General features: G+C 70.9%; 21 protein-coding genes. 15 read left to right on the top strand and 6 right to left on the bottom strand.

Translation table 11 applies throughout. The features are described 5' to 3' along the window. The 12 genes from ACFYX4_RS19630 (at window position 1) to ACFYX4_RS19575 (ending at window position 12,455) form a co-directional block, all read left to right on the top strand. On the top strand, window positions 1-543 hold the full coding sequence (locus ACFYX4_RS19630; protein WP_389334386.1) for a hypothetical protein: 543 nt from the start codon (window positions 1-3) through the stop codon (window positions 541-543). Window positions 544-671: 128 nt separating this feature from the next. Next, on the top strand, window positions 672-1,577 hold the full coding sequence (gene pdxS, locus ACFYX4_RS19625; RefSeq protein WP_389334383.1) for a pyridoxal 5'-phosphate synthase lyase subunit PdxS: 906 nt from the start codon (window positions 672-674) through the stop codon (window positions 1,575-1,577). A gap of 6 nt (window positions 1,578-1,583) precedes the next feature. Continuing rightward, window positions 1,584-2,192, top strand: coding sequence for a pyridoxal 5'-phosphate synthase glutaminase subunit PdxT (gene pdxT, locus ACFYX4_RS19620; RefSeq protein ID WP_389334380.1), 609 nt, complete (start codon window positions 1,584-1,586; stop codon window positions 2,190-2,192). Between the two features lie 48 nt (window positions 2,193-2,240). After that, the gene (locus ACFYX4_RS19615) at window positions 2,241-2,993 is read left to right on the top strand and encodes a YebC/PmpR family DNA-binding transcriptional regulator (RefSeq protein ID WP_389334377.1); all 753 of its coding nucleotides are present in this window, start codon (window positions 2,241-2,243) and stop codon (window positions 2,991-2,993) included. 136 nt (window positions 2,994-3,129) lie between these two features. Continuing rightward, on the top strand, window positions 3,130-3,669 hold the full coding sequence (gene ruvC / locus ACFYX4_RS19610; protein WP_389334374.1) for a crossover junction endodeoxyribonuclease RuvC: 540 nt from the start codon (window positions 3,130-3,132) through the stop codon (window positions 3,667-3,669). After that, the gene (gene ruvA, locus ACFYX4_RS19605; protein ID WP_389334371.1) at window positions 3,666-4,271 is read left to right on the top strand and encodes a Holliday junction branch migration protein RuvA; all 606 of its coding nucleotides are present in this window, start codon (window positions 3,666-3,668) and stop codon (window positions 4,269-4,271) included. Before ruvC ends, ruvA begins: the two co-directional genes overlap by 4 nt. Window positions 4,272-4,320: 49 nt before the next feature. After that, on the top strand, window positions 4,321-5,391 hold the full coding sequence (gene ruvB, locus ACFYX4_RS19600) for a Holliday junction branch migration DNA helicase RuvB (RefSeq protein ID WP_389334368.1): 1,071 nt from the start codon (window positions 4,321-4,323) through the stop codon (window positions 5,389-5,391). 220 nt (window positions 5,392-5,611) lie between these two features. Next, a complete protein-coding gene (yajC, locus tag ACFYX4_RS19595) occupies window positions 5,612-6,154 on the top strand; it encodes a preprotein translocase subunit YajC (protein WP_389334365.1) in 543 nt (180 codons plus the stop codon). A 135-nt stretch (window positions 6,155-6,289) separates the two neighbouring features. Then, window positions 6,290-8,077: a protein translocase subunit SecD gene (gene secD, locus ACFYX4_RS19590; RefSeq protein WP_389334362.1), complete on the top strand. Its 1,788-nt coding sequence runs from the start codon at window positions 6,290-6,292 to the stop codon at window positions 8,075-8,077. A 3-nt stretch (window positions 8,078-8,080) separates the two neighbouring features. After that, window positions 8,081-9,193 (top strand): protein translocase subunit SecF, encoded by a 1,113-nt coding sequence (gene secF, locus ACFYX4_RS19585; protein WP_389334359.1) that lies wholly within the window; start codon window positions 8,081-8,083, stop codon window positions 9,191-9,193. Next, window positions 9,190-9,729 carry an adenine phosphoribosyltransferase gene (locus ACFYX4_RS19580; RefSeq protein WP_389334356.1) on the top strand — a complete coding sequence of 180 codons (540 nt, stop codon included), beginning with the start codon at window positions 9,190-9,192 and terminating at the stop codon, window positions 9,727-9,729. Before secF ends, ACFYX4_RS19580 begins: the two co-directional genes overlap by 4 nt. 194 nt (window positions 9,730-9,923) lie before the next feature. After that, window positions 9,924-12,455, top strand: coding sequence for a RelA/SpoT family protein (locus ACFYX4_RS19575; protein WP_389334353.1), 2,532 nt, complete (start codon window positions 9,924-9,926; stop codon window positions 12,453-12,455). A 111-nt stretch (window positions 12,456-12,566) separates the two neighbouring features. Here the strand turns inward: ACFYX4_RS19575 and ACFYX4_RS19570 are convergent, their stop codons facing one another. Continuing rightward, complete coding sequence (locus ACFYX4_RS19570; protein ID WP_389334350.1) at window positions 12,567-13,796, bottom strand: DUF349 domain-containing protein; 1,230 nt, start codon at window positions 13,794-13,796, stop codon at window positions 12,567-12,569. 142 nt (window positions 13,797-13,938) lie between these two features. Further along, window positions 13,939-14,754, bottom strand: coding sequence for a peptidylprolyl isomerase (locus ACFYX4_RS19565; RefSeq protein WP_389334346.1), 816 nt, complete (start codon window positions 14,752-14,754; stop codon window positions 13,939-13,941). 180 nt (window positions 14,755-14,934) lie between these two features. Between ACFYX4_RS19565 and ACFYX4_RS19560 the strand changes: the two genes are divergently transcribed. Continuing rightward, window positions 14,935-15,645, top strand: a complete 711-nt coding sequence (locus ACFYX4_RS19560; RefSeq protein ID WP_389334343.1) for an MBL fold metallo-hydrolase — start codon at window positions 14,935-14,937, stop codon at window positions 15,643-15,645. Between the two features lie 13 nt (window positions 15,646-15,658). Further along, the gene (gene hisS / locus ACFYX4_RS19555; RefSeq protein ID WP_389334340.1) at window positions 15,659-16,921 is read left to right on the top strand and encodes a histidine--tRNA ligase; all 1,263 of its coding nucleotides are present in this window, start codon (window positions 15,659-15,661) and stop codon (window positions 16,919-16,921) included. A gap of 112 nt (window positions 16,922-17,033) precedes the next feature. Here the strand turns inward: hisS and ACFYX4_RS19550 are convergent, their stop codons facing one another. The 4 genes from ACFYX4_RS19550 to ACFYX4_RS19535 are packed head-to-tail and all read right to left on the bottom strand — an operon-like array spanning window position 17,034 to window position 20,567. Next, window positions 17,034-17,657: a response regulator gene (locus ACFYX4_RS19550; protein ID WP_389334337.1), complete on the bottom strand. Its 624-nt coding sequence runs from the start codon at window positions 17,655-17,657 to the stop codon at window positions 17,034-17,036. Then, complete coding sequence (locus ACFYX4_RS19545; RefSeq protein WP_389335194.1) at window positions 17,654-18,862, bottom strand: sensor histidine kinase; 1,209 nt, start codon at window positions 18,860-18,862, stop codon at window positions 17,654-17,656. The genes ACFYX4_RS19550 and ACFYX4_RS19545 overlap by 4 nt, the downstream gene beginning before the upstream one ends. After that, on the bottom strand, window positions 18,859-19,704 hold the full coding sequence (locus tag ACFYX4_RS19540) for an ABC transporter permease (protein WP_389334334.1): 846 nt from the start codon (window positions 19,702-19,704) through the stop codon (window positions 18,859-18,861). Before ACFYX4_RS19540 ends, ACFYX4_RS19545 begins: the two co-directional genes overlap by 4 nt. Next, entirely contained in the window at window positions 19,701-20,567 is an 867-nt protein-coding gene (locus tag ACFYX4_RS19535; protein ID WP_389334331.1) for an ABC transporter ATP-binding protein, read from the bottom strand. Before ACFYX4_RS19535 ends, ACFYX4_RS19540 begins: the two co-directional genes overlap by 4 nt. Before the next feature lie 145 nt (window positions 20,568-20,712). Between ACFYX4_RS19535 and ACFYX4_RS19530 the strand changes: the two genes are divergently transcribed. Then, the gene (locus tag ACFYX4_RS19530) at window positions 20,713-21,372 is read left to right on the top strand and encodes a vitamin K epoxide reductase family protein (RefSeq protein WP_389334328.1); all 660 of its coding nucleotides are present in this window, start codon (window positions 20,713-20,715) and stop codon (window positions 21,370-21,372) included. Window positions 21,373-21,424: the final 52 nt, after the last annotated feature.

Genomic DNA, 21,424 nt, shown 5'->3' with positions numbered 1-21,424 from the left:
GTGACCGCGACCCTGATCTGGATCCTCGTCGTCCTCCTCGCGATCGGCATGTACCTGAGCTGGACCGCGGGACGGCTGGACCGGCTGCACGCGCGCATCGACGCCGCCCGCGCCGCACTGGACGCGCAACTGCTGCGCAGGGCGTCCGTGGCGCAGGAGCTGGCCACCTCCGGAGTGCTCGACCCGGCCGCCTCGATCGTGCTGTACGAGGCCGCGCACGCCGCCCGGCAGGCCGAGCAGGAGCACCGGGAGATCGCCGAGAGCGAGCTGAGCCAGGCGCTGCGCGCGGTCTTCGCCGAGACGCAGCAGGTGGAGGTCGTCCGGGAGGCGCCCGGGGGAGAGGCGGCGGCACGCGAGCTGGCGGAGGCCGTCCGCCGGGTCCCGATGGCCCGCCGCTTCCACAACGACGCCGTCGGCGCGGCCCGCAGGCTGCGCGAGCACCGCAAGGTGCGCTGGTTCCGGCTGGCCGGCCACGCCCCGTTCCCGATGGCCTTCGAGATGGACGACGAGCTGCCGGCGGCACTGGCCGACCGCGCCGCCTAGGGCGGTCAGGGCGCCCGCCGCCGGCGAAAAAAATCCACCGCCTTCTCATTGGCCCTTGCTGTGGACTGGTCCATTCCCGTTTCCTCGGTGCTGCACCGAACCCTCTTCCACTCCAGTGAGGTCAACCCGTGTCCAGCACCCAGAACCAGGCTCCCGAGACCGGCACCGCGCGCGTGAAGCGCGGCATGGCCGAGCAGCTCAAGGGCGGCGTGATCATGGACGTCGTCACGCCGGAGCAGGCGAAGATCGCGGAGGACGCGGGCGCCGTCGCCGTCATGGCCCTGGAGCGGGTCCCGGCCGACATCCGCAAGGACGGCGGCGTGGCCCGCATGTCCGACCCGGACATGATCGAGGGCATCATCGAGGCCGTCTCCATCCCGGTCATGGCCAAGTCCCGCATCGGCCACTTCGTGGAGGCGCAGGTCCTCCAGTCCCTCGGCGTCGACTACATCGACGAGTCCGAGGTCCTCACCCCGGCCGACGAGGTCAACCACAGCGACAAGTTCGCCTTCACGACCCCGTTCGTCTGCGGCGCCACGAACCTCGGTGAGGCCCTGCGCCGTATCGCCGAGGGCGCCGCGATGATCCGCTCCAAGGGCGAGGCCGGCACCGGCAACGTCGTCGAGGCCGTCCGCCACCTGCGCCAGATCAAGAACGAGATCGCCCGCCTGCGCGGCTACGACAACAACGAGCTGTACGCCGCCGCCAAGGACCTGCGCGCCCCCTACGAGCTGGTCAAGGAGGTCGCCGAGCTGGGCAAGCTCCCGGTGGTGCTCTTCTCCGCCGGCGGTGTGGCCACCCCGGCCGACGCCGCCCTGATGCGCCAGCTCGGCGCCGAGGGCGTCTTCGTCGGCTCCGGCATCTTCAAGTCCGGCGACCCCGCCAAGCGCGCCGCCGCCATCGTGAAGGCGACCACCTTCTACGACGACCCGAAGATCATCGCGGACGCGTCCCGCAACCTCGGCGAGGCCATGGTCGGCATCAACTGCGACACCCTCCCCGAGGCCGAGCGCTACGCGAACCGGGGCTGGTAAGCACCCATGAGCGACACCCCCGTCATCGGCGTCCTGGCCCTCCAGGGCGACGTACGGGAGCACCTCGTCGCCCTGGCCGCGGCCGACGCCGTGGCCAGGCCGGTGCGGCGCCCCGAGGAACTCGCCGAGGTGGACGGCCTCGTCCTGCCCGGCGGCGAGTCCACCACCATCTCCAAGCTGGCCGTCCTGTTCGGCGTGATGGAGCCCCTCCGCGCGCGCGTGCGCTCGGGCCTGCCCGTCTACGGCACCTGCGCGGGCATGATCCTGCTCGCCGACAAGATCCTCGACCCGCGCTCGGGCCAGGAGACCGTCGGCGGCATCGACATGATCGTGCGCCGCAACGCCTTCGGGCGGCAGAACGAGTCGTTCGAGGCCGCGGTCGACGTCAAGGGCGTCGCCGGCGACCCCGTCGAGGGCGTCTTCATCCGCGCCCCCTGGGTCGAGTCCGTCGGCGCCGCGGCCGAGGTGCTCGCCGAGCACGACGGCCACATCGTCGCCGTCCGCCAGGGCAACGCGCTCGCCACCTCGTTCCACCCGGAGCTGACCGGTGACCATCGCGTGCACGCCCTGTTCGTCGACATGGTGCGCGCGAACCGGGCGACCGAGTCCTTGTAGGATTCCTGGCGTTCGTATCTGGATGGGTAACGCGAAGGAGACAGGCAGATGTCCGGCCACTCTAAATGGGCTACGACGAAGCACAAGAAGGCCGTGATCGACGCCAAGCGCGGCAAGCTCTTCGCGAAGCTGATCAAGAACATCGAGGTTGCCGCGCGAATGGGCGGCGTCGACCTCGAGGGCAACCCGACCCTGTACGACGCCGTGCAGAAGGCCAAGAAGCAGTCGGTCCCCAACAAGAACATCGACTCCGCGATCAAGCGCGGCGGCGGCCTCGAGGCCGGCGGCGCCGACTACGAGACGATCATGTACGAGGGCTACGGCCCGAACGGCGTCGCGGTGCTCATCGAGTGCCTCACCGACAACCGCAACCGCGCCGCCTCCGACGTCCGCGTCGCCATGACCCGCAACGGCGGCTCCATGGCCGACCCGGGCTCCGTCTCGTACCTGTTCAACCGCAAGGGCGTCGTCATCGTCCCCAAGGGCGAGCTGGCCGAGGACGACGTGCTGGGCGCGGTCCTCGACGCGGGCGCCGAGGAGGTCAACGACCTCGGTGAGTCCTTCGAGGTCCTCAGCGAGGCCACCGACCTGGTCGCGGTCCGCACCGCCCTCCAGGAGGCCGGCATCGACTACGACTCCGCCGAGGCCAACTTCGTCCCGACCATGCAGGTCGAGCTGGACGAGGAGGGCGCGAAGAAGATCTTCAAGCTGATCGACGCGCTGGAGGACAGCGACGACGTGCAGAACGTCTTCGCGAACTTCGACGTCAGCGACGAGATCATGGAGAAGGTCGACGCCTGACCCGGCGTACGGGGGCGTGGCCCACGCACGCCCACGCGTGACACTCGACGGGCCGACGGGACACACCCGTCGGCCCGTCGCTCTGTCAGTGGTACCCGATAGCCTGCGGGAACAGACCAGCGAAGGGAGAGCGTCGGTGCGCGTGCTGGGGGTGGACCCGGGACTGACCCGGTGCGGTGTCGGCGTGGTCGAGGGCGTGGCGGGGCGTCCGCTCACCATGCTCGGCGTCGGCGTCGTCCGCACGCCCGCGGACGCGGAGCTCGGCTCGCGCCTCGTCGTCGTCGAGCAGGGCATCGAGCGGTGGCTCGACGAGCACCGTCCCGAAGTCGTCGCCGTGGAGCGGGTGTTCAGCCAGCACAACGTACGGACCGTGATGGGCACCGCCCAGGCCAGCGCCGTCGCCATGCTCTGCGCCGCCCGCCGCGGCATCCCCGTCGCACTGCACACGCCCAGCGAGGTCAAGGCGGCCGTCACCGGCAGCGGGCGCGCCGACAAGGCCCAGGTCGGCGCGATGGTCACCCGCCTGCTGCGGCTGAGCGCACCGCCGAAGCCCGCCGACGCCGCCGACGCCCTCGCCCTCGCCATCTGCCACATCTGGCGCGCCCCCGCGCAGAACCGACTCCAGCAGGCCGTCGCCCTGCACCAGGCAACAGCACCGAAAGGCCGTACGGCATGATCGCCTTCGTCAGCGGCACGATCGCCGCGCTCGCCCCCGACGCCGCCGTGGTCGAGGTCGGCGGCATCGGCATGGCCGTCCAGTGCACGCCCAACACGCTGTCCACGCTGCGCCAGGGCCGGCCCGCCAAGCTCGCCACCTCCCTCGTCGTCCGCGAGGACTCCCTCACGCTGTACGGCTTCGTCGACGACGACGAGCGCCAGGTCTTCGAGCTGCTCCAGACCGCCAGCGGCGTCGGACCCCGGCTCGCCCAGGCCATGCTCGCCGTGCACAGCCCCGACGCCCTGCGCCTCGCCGTGGCCACCGGCGACGAGAAGGCGCTCATCGCCGTCCCCGGCATCGGCAAGAAGGGCGCGCAGAAACTCCTGCTCGAACTGAAGGACCGGCTCGGCGAACCCGTCGGCGCGCCCGCGATCGGCGCCCCGGTCACCCAGGGCTGGCGCGACCAGCTGCACGCCGCCCTGATCGGCCTCGGGTACGCCACCCGGGAGGCCGACGAGGCCGTGGCCGCCGTGGCCCCGCAGGCCGAGGCCGCCGAGGGCGCCCCCCAGGTGGGACAGCTGCTGAAGGCGGCCCTCCAGACCCTCAACCGAGCCCGCTGACCCGCCGCCTGCTTCCCCCGAGACCCCCGAGACCTCCGAGGCACACTCCATGAACTGGGACGACACGACCGACGCCACCGCCCCCGAGCGGCTGGTGGGCCCTGTCGCCGACCGTGAGGACCAGGCCGTCGAGGCCGCGCTGCGCCCCAAGGACCTGGGCGAGTTCATCGGCCAGGAGAAGGTCCGCGAACAGCTCGACCTCGTCCTGCGCGCCGCACGCGCGCGCGGGGCGACCGCCGACCACGTGCTGCTCTCCGGCGCGCCCGGCCTCGGCAAGACCACCCTCTCGATGATCATCGCCGCCGAGATGGACGCCCCGATCCGCATCACCAGCGGCCCCGCCATCCAGCACGCCGGCGACCTCGCCGCAATCCTCTCCTCCCTCCAGGAGGGCGAGGTCCTCTTCCTCGACGAGATCCACCGCATGTCCCGGCCCGCCGAGGAGATGCTCTACATGGCGATGGAGGACTTCCGCGTCGACGTCATCGTCGGCAAGGGCCCAGGCGCCACCGCCATCCCCCTCGAACTGCCCCCCTTCACCCTGGTCGGCGCCACCACGCGCGCGGGCCTGCTGCCGCCCCCGCTGCGCGACCGCTTCGGCTTCACCGCCCACATGGAGTTCTACGAGCCGGACGAACTCCGGCGCGTCATCCACCGCTCGGCCCACCTCCTCGACGTGGAGATCGACGCCGACGGCGCCGCCGAGATCTCCGGCCGCTCCCGCGGCACGCCCCGTATCGCCAACCGGCTGCTGCGCCGCGTCCGCGACTACGCGCAGGTCAAGGCCGACGGCGTGATCACGCGCGACATCGCCTCGGCGGCCCTCGCGGTCTACGAGGTCGACGCCCGCGGCCTCGACCGTCTCGACCGCGGGGTCCTGGAGGCCCTGCTGAAGCTGTTCGGCGGCGGCCCGGTCGGCCTGTCCACGCTCGCCGTCGCGGTGGGGGAGGAGCGTGAGACCGTCGAGGAGGTCGCCGAACCCTTCCTGGTCCGCGAAGGCCTCCTCGCCCGCACACCCCGTGGCCGCGTCGCGACGCCCGCCGCCTGGACGCACCTCGGTCTCACCCCGCCCCGCCAGGCCACCCCGGGAAACGGGCAGCAGGGCCTGTTCGGGGCCTGACGGCGGGGGCTCCGGGGCCCGAGGGCGAAGGGCTTCGGGTCCCGAGGGCGCGGGCCGGTGCGACGGATCGGGCGGGGCAGGAACCCTGGTGCCATGCTGAGCGTTGTTCCTTGCGCGCGGACTCGCTTAGACTCCGCCGATGCCGCCCTTGCCGGCAGCACACACACCCCCAACCAGCAGGCCGCTCAGCATCGCGGTCGCGTGAAGGAAGTACCGACCCGTGAGTCTCGTGACCCTCCTCCCGTTCATCGTGCTCATCGGGGCCATGTTCCTGATGACCCGGTCGGCGAAGAAGAAGCAGCAGCAGGCCTCGGACATGCGCAACGCCATGCAGCCAGGCAGCGGTGTCCGCACCATCGGGGGCATGTACGCGACGGTGAAGGAGGTCGACGAGGACACCGTCCTCCTTGACGCCGGCCCGGGGGTGGACCTGCTCTTCGCGAAGAACGCGATCGGCGCCGTCCTGACCGACGACGAGTACAACCGCATCGTCCACGGCGTCGAGCACGACCTGAAGTCCGACTCCGACGTCGTCCCCGACGACGCCTCCTCCCTCACCGACACCGACGGCTCCGCCGACGCTGCCGCCGCCACCGACGCCAAGCCCGTCGACTTCGGCAAGAAGGACGAGACCGTCGACTTCGGCAAGAAGGACGAGCCCGCCGAGAGCGGTGAGCCGACCGCCGAGACCGAGACCAAGGCCGGGGCCGGGGCCGACGAAGAGCCGAAGAAGACCGACGGCGACTCCGACGCGAAGAAGTAGTCACGTCCCGGGGTGCGCGGGCAGGACCCGCGCACCCCGGGTGCGCGCATCTCGCACATAGGGGATCCCGACACCATGTCATGGCCGCCGCCGCGCTGACCCGGCGCGAGGCGGCCCGAGAGGGAGTACGAGAAGGTGGCAGCACCTAAGAAGGGCCGGAGCGCGAATGCCCAGAGCAAGCCGGGGCGCTCGCTGGCCCTGATCCTGATCGCCATCGTGGCGCTCACCGGGGGGATGTTCCTCTCCGGGCACACGACGCCGAGGCTGGGCATCGACCTGGCCGGCGGCACCAGCATCACGCTGGCGGCCAAGGCCGACCAAGGGTCCGCGATCAACAAGGCCAACATGGACACCGCGGTCGAGATCATGAACCGCCGTGTCAACGGTCTGGGCGTCACCGAGGCGGAGGTGCAGACCCAGGGCGACAGCAACATCATCGTGAACATCCCCAAGGGCACCGACTCCGAGGAAGCCCGGGATCAGGTCGGCACCACCGCGAAGCTGTACTTCCGTCCGGTCCTGGCCGCCGAGCCCACCGGCCCCGCAGCCGGCGCCTCGCCGACGCCCTCCGCGAGCGGCTCGTCCAGCGCCTCGCCGAGCCCGTCCGCCAGCGCCCCCGCCAGCGGGAAGCCGTCCGCCGGCACGCCGTCGGGCTCGACGTCCCCGTCCGCCTCCGCGACCTCGCAGGGCCGCGCCGTCACCAACGGTCTGAAGGCCGACGCCACCCCGTCCGCCTCCGCGAGCGCGAGCACCGGCGCCTCCGCCAGCCCGTCGGCCCCCGCGAGCGCCGCCGCCGGCGACTCCGCGACGAAGGCGCAGTCCCAGTACGCCTCCCTCGACTGCTCGAAGGGCGCGGTCCGCGCCAAGGCCGGCGAGAACGCCAAGCCCGGCGACACCACCGTGGGCTGCGGCGAGATCCAGGGCGTCTGGTACAAGTACCTGCTCGGCCCGGCCGCCGTGGACGGCACCGAGGTCGACAAGGCCCAGGCCGTCTTCGACACCCAGACCGCCGCCGGCTGGCAGGTCACCATGGAGTTCAACTCCAAGGGCGCGAAGAAGTTCGCCGACATCACCGGCAAGCTGGCGCAGAACCAGGACCCGCAGAACCAGTTCGGCATCGTCCTCGACGGCGAGGTCGTCTCCAGCCCGTACGTCAGCTCCTCCATCACCGGCGGCCAGGCCCAGATCTCCGGCAGCTTCACCCAGGACGAGGCCCAGGGCCTTGCCAACATGCTGTCCTACGGCGCCCTCCCGCTCTCCTTCCAGGAGCAGAGCGTCACCACGGTGACCGCCGCGCTCGGCGGCGACCAGCTGCGCGCCGGTCTCCTCGCCGGCGCCATCGGCCTCGCCCTCGTCGTGATCTACCTGGTGGCCTACTACCGCGGCCTGTCGGTCATCGCGATCGCCTCGCTGCTGGTGTCCGCGGCACTGACCTATGTGCTCATGTCGCTGCTCGGCCCGGCCATCGGCTTCGCGCTGAACCTGCCGGCCGTCTGCGGTGCCATCGTCGCCATCGGCATCACAGCGGACTCGTTCATCGTGTACTTCGAACGCGTACGGGACGAGATCCGGGAGGGCCGCTCCCTGCGCCCCGCCGTCGAGCGCGCCTGGCCGCGCGCCCGGCGCACCATCCTGGTCTCCGACTTCGTGTCGTTCCTCGCCGCCGCGGTGCTCTTCGTGGTCACCGTCGGCAAGGTCCAGGGCTTCGCGTTCACGCTGGGCCTGACCACCGTGCTCGACGTCGTCGTGGTGTTCTTCTTCACCAAGCCGCTGATGACCCTGGCCGCGCGCCGCAAGTTCTTCTCCGGCGGACACAAGTGGTCCGGCCTCGACCCGAAGAGCCTGGGCGCCCAGCCGCCGCTGCGCCGTACCCGCCGTCCCGCCGGTTCCGCGGCCGGCCCCGTCGAGACGAAGGAGGCCTGAGCGATGTCGAAACTCGGCAACCTCGGTGCCCGACTGCACCGCGGCGAGGTCAGCTACGACTTCGTCGGCCACCGCAAGCTCTGGTACGGCATCTCGATCCTGATCACCATCACGGCCATCGTCGGCCTGGCGGTGCGCGGCCTGAACATGGGCATCGACTTCCAGGGCGGCGCCGTCTTCACCACCGCCAAGGGCACCTCCGTCTCCGTCTCCGAGGCGCAGACAGCCGCCGAGGAGGCGGCCGGCCACGAGGCGGTCGTGCAGAAGCTCGGCGACGGCTCGCTGCGCATCCAGATCGCCGGCATGGACACCCAGCAGTCCGACAAGGTCAAGCAGGCCCTCGCCGAGGACTTCAAGGTCGACTCCGAGGCCATCGCGGCCGACCTGGTCGGCCCGAGCTGGGGTGACCAGATCGCCGACAAGGCCTGGCAGGGCCTGGCGATCTTCATGGTCCTGGTCGTGATCTACCTGGCGATCGCGTTCGAGTGGCGTATGGCCATCGCCGCGCTCATCGCCCTGATCCACGACATCACCATCACCGTCGGCATCTACGCCCTGGTGGGCTTCGAGGTCACCCCGGGCACGGTGATCGGTCTGCTGACCATCCTCGGCTACTCGCTGTACGACACGGTCGTCGTCTTCGACTCCCTCAAGGAACAGACGAAGGACCTCACCAAGCAGACCCGCTTCACCTACAGCGAGATCGCCAACCGGTCGATCAACGGCACCCTGGTCCGCTCCATCAACACCACGGTCGTCGCGCTGCTGCCGGTCGCCGGCCTGCTGTTCATCGGCGGCGGCTTCCTCGGCGCGGGCACGCTCAACGACATCTCGCTGTCGCTGTTCGTCGGTCTCGCGGCCGGCGCCTACTCCTCGATCTTCATCGCCACCCCGCTCGTCGCCGACCTCAAGGAGCGCGAGCCGCAGTACAAGGCCCTGAAGAAGCGGGTCCTCGCCAAGCGCGCCCAGTCCTTGGCCGGCGAGGAGTCCGCCGAGTCCCACGGCGGCGACGCGCACGGGGCCGAGCCGGAGGACGCCGCCGCGGTCGTCGGCCCGCGTTCCCAGGCCGCGTCCCGCACCCGGGGCCGCGGCCGACCCTCGGGGAAGCGCCGATGACCGACGTGAAGGAGCTGCTGCTCAGCCGCATCCGTGACGTGGCCGACTACCCCGAGCCCGGGGTGATGTTCAAGGACATCACCCCGCTGCTCGCGGACCCGGCGGCGTTCACCGCGCTCACCGACGCGTTCGCCGAGATCGCCGAGCGCACCGGCGCCACGAAGATCGTCGGCCTGGAGGCCCGGGGCTTCATCCTGGGCGCCCCGGTCGCCGTCCGCGCCGGAATCGGCTTCATACCGGTCCGCAAGGCGGGCAAGCTCCCCGGAGCCACCCTCGCCCAGGCCTACGACCTGGAGTACGGCTCGGCGGAGATCGAGATCCACGCCGAGGACCTCACCGCCGACGACCGCGTCCTGATCGTCGACGACGTCCTCGCCACCGGAGGCACCGCCGAGGCGTCGATCCAGCTCATCCAGCGCGCGGGCGCGCGGGTGGCGGGCGTCGCCGTCCTGATGGAGCTCGGCTTCCTCGCCGGCCGGCCCCGCCTGGAGCCGGCCCTCGACGGAGCGCCCCTGGAGGCGCTGCTCACCGTCTGACGGACGGCCGCACCCACGCCGTGCGAACGCGATACGAACACAGGGCGGGCCCGGAGGAATCCGGCGCCCGCCCCTCGTGTTGCACGAGTAGACGGCTCTCACATCGGACTGAAGGCGATCCCGGGGCCGGGCATCGCTACGATGGGTGTTCCGGAGCCTGACCGGGGGACCCGGATCGCGCACGAGGAGTCCTCTTGCCAGACGAGGCCCAGCACCTGACCGCCGCCAAGCCCGAGTCCGCCTCGGCGCCCGCGGCCACGCCCGCGTCGCAATCGCAGAACGACGCCCGCGGGCCGGTCGAGCACGACCGCTCCGCGCCCGTCGACAAGCCGGCCGGAGAGTCCCGCCCCAAGCCGGCCCCGGCCGAGCGCCCCGCGGCCACGCCGGTCTCCCGGCAGACGGCCGCGCAGCCGTCCGCCCGCTCCGGCTCCTCCAACCGCGTCCGCGCCCGCCTGGCCCGTCTCGGCGTCCAGCGCGCGAACCCGTACAACCCGGTGCTGGAACCGCTGCTGCGGATCGTGCGCAGCAACGACCCCAAGATCGAGACGGCCACGCTCCGCCAGATCGAGAAGGCCTACCAGGTCGCCGAGCGCTGGCACCGCGGCCAGAAGCGCAAGAGCGGCGACCCGTACATCACGCACCCCCTCGCGGTGACCACGATCCTCGCCGAACTCGGCATGGACCCGGCCACCCTCATGGCGGGCCTGCTCCACGACACCGTCGAGGACACCGAGTACGGCCTGGAGGACCTGCGCCGCGACTTCGGCGACCAGGTCGCCCTCCTCGTCGACGGCGTCACCAAGCTGGACAAGGTCAAGTTCGGCGAGGCCGCGCAGGCCGAGACCGTGCGCAAGATGGTCGTCGCCATGGCCAAGGACCCCCGTGTCCTGGTCATCAAGCTCGCCGACCGCCTGCACAACATGCGCACCATGCGCTACCTCAAGCGCGAGAAGCAGGAGAAGAAGGCGCGCGAGACCCTGGAGATCTACGCGCCGCTCGCCCACCGCCTGGGCATGAACACCATCAAGTGGGAGCTGGAGGACCTCGCCTTCGCGATCCTCTACCCCAAGATGTACGACGAGATCGTCCGGCTGGTGGCCGAGCGGGCGCCGAAGCGTGACGAGTACCTGGCCATAGTGACCGACGAGGTCCAGGCCGACCTGCGCGCCGCCCGCATCAAGGCGACTGTCACCGGCCGTCCGAAGCACTACTACAGCGTCTACCAGAAGATGATCGTCCGCGGCCGTGACTTCGCGGAGATCTACGACCTGGTGGGCATCCGCGTCCTCGTGGACACCGTCCGCGACTGCTACGCGGCCCTCGGCACGGTGCACGCGCGATGGAACCCGGTCCCCGGCCGGTTCAAGGACTACATCGCGATGCCCAAGTTCAACATGTACCAGTCGCTGCACACGACGGTCATCGGCCCCAACGGCAAGCCGGTCGAACTCCAGATCCGCACCTTCGACATGCACCGCCGCGCCGAGTACGGCATCGCCGCGCACTGGAAGTACAAGCAGGAGGCCGTCGCCGGCGCCTCCAAGGTGCGTTCGGACGCGCCGAGGACCACCGGCAAGGACGACCACCTCAACGACATGGCCTGGCTGCGGCAGCTGCTCGACTGGCAGAAGGAGACCGAGGACCCGGGCGAGTTCCTGGAGTCCCTGCGCTTCGACCTCTCCCGCAACGAGGTCTTCGTCTTCACGCCTAAGGGCGACGTGATAGCGCTGCCCGCCAGCGCCACCCCCGTCGACTTCGCCTACGCGGTCCACACCGAGGTCGGCCACCGCACCATAGGAGCGCGGGTCAACGGCAGGCTCGTCCCGCTCGAATCGACCCTGGACAACGGCGACCTGGTCGAGGTCTTCACCTCCAAGGCCCCCGGCGCCGGCCCCTCCCGCGACTGGCTGGGCTTCGTCAAGTCGCCGCGCGCCCGCAACAAGATCCGGGCCTGGTTCTCCAAGGAGCGCCGCGACGAGGCGATCGAGCAGGGCAAGGACGCCATCGCGCGCGCGATGCGCAAGCAGAACCTGCCGATCCAGCGGATCCTCACCGGCGACTCGCTGGTGACGCTGGCGCACGAGATGCGCTACCCGGACATCTCCTCGCTGTACGCGGCGATCGGCGAGGGCCATGTGGCCGCGCAGAACGTCGTGCAGAAGCTGGTGCAGGCGCTCGGCGGCGAGGAGGCGGCCACCGAGGAGATCGACGAGGCGGTCCCGCCGTCCCGCACCCGCGGCCGCAAGCGGCGCAGCAACAACGATCCCGGTGTGGTGGTCAAGGGCGTCGACGACGTCTGGGTCAAGCTGGCCCGCTGCTGTACGCCCGTGCCCGGCGACCCCATCATCGGCTTCGTCACGCGCGGTAGTGGCGTATCGGTTCACCGCAGCGACTGCGTCAACGTGGAGTCACTGTCGAGGGAGCCGGAGCGCATCCTCGACGTGGAGTGGGCGCCGACCCAGTCCTCGGTCTTCCTGGTCGCCATCCAGGTCGAGGCCCTGGACCGCTCCCGGCTGCTGTCGGACGTCACCCGGGTCCTGTCCGACCAGCACGTCAACATCCTCTCCGCGGCCGTCCAGACCTCCCGCGACCGGGTGGCCACCTCCCGCTTCACCTTCGAGATGGGCGACCCCAAGCACCTCGGACACGTCCTGAAGGCCGTACGCGGCGTCGAGGGCGTCTACGACGTCTACCGGGTCACCTCGGCGCGCAGGCCGTCCGAGTAGCCCGCAGAAGCGCGCACAGAGGCGCGCAGGTCGGAGCGCACAGGGCGGAGCACACAGGGAGAGGCCCCCGTACTTCCCGTACGGGGGCCTCTCCCTGTGATCGGTGAATCCTCAGCCGCCGAACTCCTGAAGACCCTTCAGCGCCTGGTCCAGCAGCGCCTGCCGGCCCTCGAGCTCCCGCTCCAGCTTGTCCGCCTTCGCGGAGTTGCCCTGGGCGCGCGCCTGCTCGATCTGGCCCCGCAGCTTGTCCACGGCGGCCTGGAGCTGACCGGTCAGACCCTCGGCACGCGCACGCGCCTCCGGGTTCGTCCGGCGCCACTCGGCCTCCTCGGCCTCCTGGATCGCCCGCTCCACCGCGTGCATCCGGCCCTCGACCTTCGGCCGGGCGTCGCGCGGCACATGGCCGATGGCCTCCCAGCGCTCGTTGACCGAGCGGAACGCGGCCCGCGCCGACCTCAGATCCGTGACCGGGAGGATCTTCTCGGCCTCCTCGGCCAGTTCCTCCTTCAGCTTCAGGTTCTCCGACTGCTCGGCGTCCCGCTCAGCGAAGACCGAGCTGCGGGCGGCGAAGAACACGTCCTGGGCGCCGCGGAAGCGGTTCCACAGATCGTCCTCGTGCTCGCGCTGCGCGCGGCCCGCCGCCTTCCACTCCGCCATCAGCTCGCGGTAGCGCGCCGCCGTCGGACCCCAGTCCGTCGAGCCGGACAGCGCCTCGGCCTCGGAGACCAGCCGCTCCTTCGTGCGGCGGGCCTCCTCGCGCTGCGCGTCCAGCTGCGCGAAGTGGCCCTTGCGCCGCTTGGAGAACGCCGAGCGCGCGTGCGAGAACCGGTGCCACAGCTCGTCGTCCGACTTGCGGTCCAGACGCGGCAGACCCTTCCAGGTGTCCACCAGCGCGCGCAGCCGCTCACCGGCGGCCCGCCACTGGTCGGACTGCGCCAGCTGCTCCGCCTCCGCGACCAGGTCTTCCTTGGCCTTGCGGGCCTCGTCGGACTGCTTCGCGCGCTGCTGCTTGCGCTCCTCGCGGCGCGACTCGACCGTCTTCACCAGCTTGTCCAGCCGGGTCCGCAGCGCGTCCAGGTCGCCGACCGCGTGATGCGCGTCGACCTGCTCGCGGATGTGGTCGATGGCGACCTGAGCGTCCTTCGCCGACAGGTCGGTGGTCTGCACTCGCTTCTCGAGGAGGCCGATCTCGACAACCAGGCCCTCGTACTTGCGCTCGAAGTAGGCCAGCGCCTCCTCAGGGGAGCCGGCCTGCCAGGAACCGACGACCTGCTCGCCGTCGGCCGTACGCACGTACACGGTCCCCGTCTCGTCGACGCGGCCCCACGGGTCGCTGCTCACAGCGCCTCCTCCACATGATGCCGACGAGGGGATTCAGGCCCCCGGGCATCGTCCACAGTTTCGTCACGGCCAACATAGGCGACCGGCGGGCCGCCTGTCCGCATCCAGCGCCACCGAAATTCCGCAGATGGCCGCCTTGCGGTCAGGACTTCGAGACTGTCGCTTTGTTGATCACGACCGTCGCGTTCGGGGCGCCGTCACCGGCTCCCGTGCTCTCGCCGGCGCCGACGATCTTCTTCAGCACCGCCATGCCCGATTCGGACACGGTGCCGAACGGTGTGTAGCTGGGCGGCAGCGGACTGTCCTGGTAGACCAGGAAGAACTGGCTGCCGCCGGTGTTGGGCTGCGAGGTGTTCGCCATGGCGACCGTGCCCGCCGGATAGACGTTGTTCTTCAGGCTCGCGTCCTTCAGGTTCTCGTCCGGGATGGTGTAGCCCGGACCGCCGCTGCCGCTGCCCGTCGGGTCGCCGCACTGGAGCACGTAGATGCCGTTGGTGGTCAGACGGTGGCACTTGGTGTGGTCGAAGTAGCCCTTGCCGGCGAGGAAGTTGAACGAGTTCACCGTGTGCGGGGCCGCCGACGCCTTCATCGCGATGTCTATCGCGCCGCAGGTCGTGTCCAGCTTCATCGTGTACTTCGCCGACTTGTCGATGGTGACCGCCGGCTCCTTCTTCCAGGTCTCCGTCTTCACCGAGCCCGCGGCGGCCTTCTCGCACGGGTCCTTGACCGCGCTGGGCGTGGGGGACGGGCTCGTCTCGGAGCTCGCCTTCGCCTTGTCGTCGCCCTTGAGGGCGTCCGTGGTGTAGAGCGTCAGACTGCCCACCACGATCACGCCGAGGACCGACGCGATCACCGAGTTGCGCATGCGCGTCTTGCGCCGCGCCGCCGTGCGGCGCTGCTGCTGCCGCAAGAACTTCTCCCGGGCGAGCTGTCGCTTGCGCTGTTCCTGGGTGACCACCGGGTTCTCTCCTCATGCGTCTCGTACGTCGACGGGTACGCGTGCGTCTTGTGAGCCGTCCGCCTGCGTGTGCCCCGTACCGTATATGGGTTCGCTGAGGAATCGGCAGCGCCGGTAGGCTCTGACGACGGGCGCAGTCGCTCGCAAGCCCACCCGTACCGCTACAAACGAAGGACGATCGTGCTCATTGCCGGGTTCCCCGCCGGGGCCTGGGGGACGAACTGTTATCTCGTCGCCCCCGCCGCCGGTGAGGAGTGCGTGATCATCGACCCGGGCCATCAGGCGGCCCCCGGAGTCGAGGAAGCGATCAGGAAGCATCGGCTCAAGCCCGTCGCCGTCGTCCTCACCCACGGCCACATCGACCACGTGGCCTCGGTCGTCCCGGTGTGCGGCGCGCACGAGGTGCCCGCCTGGATCCACCCCGAGGACCGCTACATGATGAGCGACCCCGAGAAGGCGCTCGGCCGGTCCATCGGGATGCCGCTGATGGGCGAGCTGACGGTGGGGGAGCCGGACGACGTCCGGGAGCTGGCCGACGGCGCGAAGCTGGACCTGGCGGGCCTGGAGCTGTCCGTCGCGCACGCGCCGGGGCATACCAAGGGGTCGGTGACCTTCCGGATGCCCGAGACCGCGGACGTCCCGTCCGTGTTCTTCTCGGGCGACCTGCTGTTCGCCGGCTCCATCGGACGCACCGACCTGCCCGGCGGCGACATGGCCGAGATGCTCGACTCGCTGGCACGCGTGTGCCTGCCGCTCGACGACTCGACCGTGGTGCTGTCCGGCCACGGCCCCCAGACGACCATCGGCCAGGAGCGCGCCGCCAACCCGTATCTGCGACAGGTGGCGGCCGACGGCCAGGGAGCACCCCGGGCTCCCCGACGAGGAATGTGACGAGAGACCTTCCGTGAGTACCTTTCAGGCCCCCAAGGGCACGTACGACCTTCTGCCGCCCGAGTCCGCGAAGTACCTCGCCGTCCGTGAGGCGATCGCCGCGCCGCTGCGCAACTCCGGCTACGGCTACATCGAGACGCCCGGCTTCGAGAACGTGGAGCTCTTCGCGCGCGGTGTCGGCGAGTCCACCGACATCGTGACCAAGGAGATGTACGCCTTCGAGACCAAGGGCGGCACCAAGCTGGCCCTGCGTCCCGAGGGCACCGCCTCCGTGCTGCGCGCCGCGCTGGAGGCCAACCTCCACAAGGCCGGCAACCTGCCGGTCAAGCTCTGGTACTCCGGCTCGTACTACCGCTACGAGCGCCCGCAGAAGGGGCGTTACCGCCACTTCTCCCAGGTCGGCGCCGAGGCGATCGGCGCGGAGGACCCGGCGCTGGACGCCGAGCTGATCATCCTGGCCGACCAGTCCTACCGCTCGCTCGGGCTCCGGAACTTCCGGATCCTGCTCAACAGCCTCGGCGACAAGGAGTGCCGGCCGGTGTACCGGGCCGCGCTCCAGGACTTCCTGCGCGGGCTGGACCTCGACGAGGACACGCTGCGCCGGGCGGACATCAACCCGCTGCGCGTCCTCGACGACAAACGGCCGGACGTCCAGAAGCAGCTGACGGACGCGCCGCTGCTGCGCGACTACCTCTGCGACGCCTGCAAGGCGTACCACGAGGAGGTCCGTGAGCTGATCACCGCGGCGGGCGTCGCCTTCGAGGACGACCCGAAGCTGGTCCGCGGCCTGGACTACTACACGCGCACCACCTTCGAGTTCGTCCACGACGGTCTGGGGTCGCAGTCCGCGGTGGGCGGCGGCGGGCGCTACGACGGGCTGTCCGAGATGATCGGCGGGCCCGCGCTGCCGTCCGTGGGGTGGGCGCTGGGCGTCGACCGTACGGTGCTCGCGCTTGAGGCGGAGGGTGTCTCGCTCGAACTCCCCGCGTCCACGAGCGTGTTCGCGGTGCCGCTGGGGGAGGAGGCCCGGCGGGTGCTGTTCGCCAAGGTGACCGAGCTGCGCAAGCTCGGTGTCGCCGCCGACTTCTCCTACGGGGCGAAGGGGCTCAAGGGGGCGATGAAGAACGCCAACCGCAGTGGGGCGCGCTACACGATCGTCGCCGGTGAGCGGGATCTCGCCGAGGGCGTCGTCCAGTTGAAGGACATGGAGTCGGGGGAGCAGCGGGCGGTCGGCGTGAACGAGATCGTGGCGGAGCTGGAGTCGAGGCTGGGCTGAGGTCCCCGGGGGCTGCGTCCCCGGGCTTGATTGGGCTCACCCTTTTCCAACCGAGTCGGGTGGTGGGTGGGCATAGGCCCGGGGGTCTGGGGGCGGAGCCCCCAGGGGCGGGTCAGTCCAGCAGGCCGTGGCGCATCGCGCTCGTCACCGCCGCTGTGCGGTCGTCCACCCCCAGCTTGGTGAAGACCCGCAACAGGTGGGTCTTCACCGTCGATTCGCCGATGTACAGGCGCCGCCCGATGTCCGCGTTGGTGCAGCCCTCCGCGACGAGTCGCAGTACCGACGTCTCGCGGGCAGACAGCCGGGGCCGTTCCGGCCTCGTGCGGAGCTGGTCGACCAGGCGGGCCGCCACCGACGGCGCGAGCACCGTCTCGCCCCGCGCGGCGGCCCGTACCGCCTCCGCCAACTGCCCCCGGGGCAGGTCCTTCAACAGGTAGCCCGCCGCCCCCGCCTCCACGGCCCGCAGGATGTCCCGGTCCGTCTCGTACGTCGTCAGGACGATCACCCGGCACGGCAGCGCCGCCTCCGTCATCCGCACGATGGAGTCCACGCCCCCGCCCCCCGGCATCCGCAGGTCCATCAGCACGATGTCCGGCCGCAGTTCGGCGGCCAGCGCCTCCGCCTGCGGCCCGCTGGACGCGTCGGCGACGACCTCCAGGTCCGGTTCCGCGCTCAGCATGGCCCGCAGGCCCTCCCGTACGACGGGATGGTCGTCGGCCAGGATGATCCGGATCACGATGAGCTCCTCGCGGGCGGTACGGGCAGGCGGACGGTCACGGTCGTGCCGTCGCCGGGGGCGCTGCGGATCAGGGCGGTGCCGCCGACCTCGGTGGCCCGGGCCCGCAGCCCCGCCAGTCCGTAGCCGCCGGCGCCGACGACGGCGGACGCGGGCTCGAAGCCGCGGCCGTCGTCGCGCACCGCCACGGTGAGCGTGTCGTCGGCGTACGCCAGCGTGATGCCGACCGCCGACGAAGCCCCCGCGTGCTTACGGGCGTTCGCCAGCGCCTCCTGGCAGGCGCGCAGGGCCACCACCTCCGGTCCGGCGGGCAGCGGACGCACCGGACCGGTCACGTCGAGCGTCGCCTCGTGACGGGCGGCCAGCCGGCGCAGGGCGTCCGGCAGGGAGGCCCCCTCCAGGTCGGCGGGCGCGCCCCCGGCGACCAGGGCGCGGGCCTCGGCGAGGTTCAGCCGGGCCGTCTCGTCCATCAGCGCCAGATGACGGCGGGCCTGCGCCACGTCGTGGTCGAGCTCGGCCTCCACCGCCTGGACCAGCATCAGCAGACTGGTGAACCCCTGGGCGAGGGTGTCGTGGATCTCCCGCGCCATCCGCTCCCGCTCGGCCAGGGCGCCGTGCGCGGCGGACAGCCGCGACACCTCGTGCCGGCTCTCGTCCAGCTCCGCGATCAGCTCGGCGCGCTCCTGGCTCTGCTCGATGATCCGGATGACCCAGGTGCCGACGGCCACCGAGAAACCCAGGGTGACCACCGCGAACATGCCGTTGAAGAAGACCGTCTCGTCGTCCGGCCACCACAGCAGCGCCCAGCCCAGCACCGGCGCCAGGTTGACGAAGGCCACCGCCGCCAGCGCCCACCGCATCCGCAGCGTCATGAAGCACTGCGGGACGAGCGCGAAGGTCATCAGCCGGGTCTCGCCGACCAGGACCGCCGACGGCAGGAACAGCGCCATCGCCGCCAGCAGATAGCCGAGGGCCCGGCGCGCGTCGGGCGGGTCCTGCCGCAGCAGCGGACGTCCCACCCACACGAACAGGGGCACCAGCGGCACCAGCAGCCCCGCCGCGGCGGCGCGCACCGGCCACCCCGGCGTGCCCGCGCCGAGCACGAACACCAGGGTGGCCAGCCAGATCAGCGCGAAGTAGGAGTCCCACAGCCGGAACGAGCGGTCCCAGGTGTACGCACCGCCCGTCATGGCCGGACCGCTCATCCGTCGCGCCGGTTCTTCCAGCGGAAGGTCAGCAGACACAGGAGCAATCCTCCGACGCACCACGCCCCGAGCACCAGGGCGATCCGGCCGAACTCCCAAGCCCCGGCCTGTTCCAGGACCCGCGCCGAGTCCGGCAGGAACACCCCGCGCAGCCCCTGGCACATCCACTTCAGCGGGAACAGCGCGCCGATGTTCAGCATCCAGTCCGGAATGGTGTTGATCGCGATGTACACCCCGGAGATGAACTGGAGCACCAGGAACGGCAGGACGACCACGGAGGACGCGCTCTTGCTCGACTTGGGGACCGAACTGATCGCGATGCCGAGCAGCGCGCACGCCGTCAGACCCAGCACGAAAATCCAGGCGAAGGCGAACCAGCGGCCCGGGTCCGACGGCAGGTCGATGTCGTAGAACGCCGTCCCGACGACCAGCAGGAGCGCCGTCTCCAGGACGCCGGTGACCAGCACCAGCCAGATCTTGCCTAGGAAGTACCCCGCCGCCGGCATCGGCGTGCCGCGCAGCCGCCGCAGCACCTTCTCGTCCCGCTCGATCGCGATGGAGATGCCGAGGGACTGGAAACTCGTCGACATGATGCCCGCGGCCATCATCGCCGGGACGTACAGCTGCGAGGCGTTGATGCCGGCGCCCCGCACGTCGTCCCGGAAGATCGACGCGAACAGGAACAGGAACACCACCGGGAAGGCGAAGGTGAACACCACCTGGTCGCGCTGCCGGAAGAACTGCTTCAGCTCCAGGGCGCCCCGCTGGAGGCCGATGCCCCAGGCGCCGGGCAGCTTCTCGGCGAGGGCGTCCGTGCGGGCGCGTACGGCGGTCGTGGTCATCGGGCGTCCTCCTGTCCGGTCAGCCGGAGGTAGACGTCCTCCAGCGTGGGACGGCTCACCCGCAGCCCCGGGATCTCGCCGTCGAAGCGGCGCGCCAGCTCGGCGACGGTCCTGGTCGGCGTGTCCGTGCGTGCCGAGCGCGGGGCGCCGTCCTGCTCCGTCCACTCCACGACGGCGCCGGTGCCGTAGCGCTTCCGCAGGCCGCCCGGATCGCCCTCGGCGACGATCCGGCCCTGGGCGACGACGGCCAGCCGGTCCGCGAGCGCCTCCGCCTCCTCCAGGTAGTGCGTGGTCAGCACGATGGTCGTGCCCTCGTCCGACAGCTTGCGGATCAGGTCCCAGAACTGGCGGCGGGCCGCCGGGTCGAAACCCGTGGTCGGCTCGTCCAGGAGCAGCAGGTCGGGGCCGCCGATCACGCCGAGCGCCACGTCGAGACGGCGGCGCTGCCCGCCGGAGAGCGCCTTGATCCGGCTGTCCGCCTTCGCCTCCAGACCGACCAGCCCGATGACCTCCGCCGGGTCCCGCGGCCGCGGGTAGTAGCCCGCGAAATGCCGCACGGTCTCGCGGACCGTCAACTCGGCGGGCGCGGATTCGTCCTGCCAGACGATCCCGACCCGCGAGCGCCACGCGCGTGTGCCGTGCGCCGGATCCGAACCCAGGACGGACACCTCGCCCGCGTCCCGGGAACGGTTGCCCTGGAGGATCTCCACCGTCGTGCTCTTGCCCGCCCCGTTGGGCCCCAGCAGGCCGAACACCTCGCCCCGGCGGATTCCCAGATCGATGCCGTCGACCGCGGTCACGTCGCCGTACTGCTTGCGCAGCCCCCGCACGTCCACCGCGAGTTCGTTCGCGTGTGCTGTCATGCCGATCAGACTCGTCCGGAACCGCACGTTCAGGGACGACCGGGTGTCCTTCCTTATGTCCACCGAACGGTGGACACACGGGTGCGTGCGGCACAATGAGCCGTGTCCGGGGAACGCCCAACTCTCAAGTGACGGAATCGGCGTGATGAGCAAGACGACAGTCAGAGACGTCTCCACCGAACCCGAGCCGGAGCGCGCCGACGCGGCCGCGCCGGGGACGGCGGGCGGCAGCCGCGCGTTCGCCCTGCTGCTGGTGATCACCGGCGCGGCCGGTCTGCTCGCCGCGTGGGTCATCACGATCGACAAGTTCAAGCTGCTCGAGGCCAAGGTCGCCGGCGAGACGTTCACGCCCGGTTGCAGCCTCAACCCCGTGGTCTCCTGCGGCAGCGTCATGGAGAGCAAGCAGGCCGCCGTCTTCGGCTTCCCCAACCCGATGCTCGGCCTCGTCGCCTACGGCATGGTCGTCTGCGTCGGCATGAGCCTGCTCGCGCGGGCCCGCTTCCCCCGCTGGTACTGGCTCACCTTCAACGCCGGCACCCTGTTCGGGGTCTCCTTCTGCGCCTGGCTGATGTTCCAGTCCCTGTACCGGATCAACGCCCTGTGCCTGTGGTGCTGCCTGGCCTGGGTCGCGACGATCTTCATGTTCTGGTACGTGACCTCGTTCAACGTGCGCAACGGCTTCATCCCCGCGCCGAACTGGCTGAAGAGCTTCTTCGGCGAGTTCACCTGGGTGCTGCCGGTGCTGCACATCGGCATCATCGGCATGCTGATCCTCACCCGCTGGTGGGACTTCTGGATCAGCTGAGCCCGCGGTCCATGGGCCCGGCGGGATTGTCAGTGCCGTGATTTAGGGTTTC

Origin of the sequence: Streptomyces sp. NPDC002328 (assembly GCF_042890065.1) — a bacterium.
GTDB lineage: Bacteria > Actinomycetota > Actinomycetes > Streptomycetales > Streptomycetaceae > Streptomyces.
Note: the sequence above shows the minus strand (reverse complement) of the source record. Positions and strands in the feature narration are given on the sequence as shown.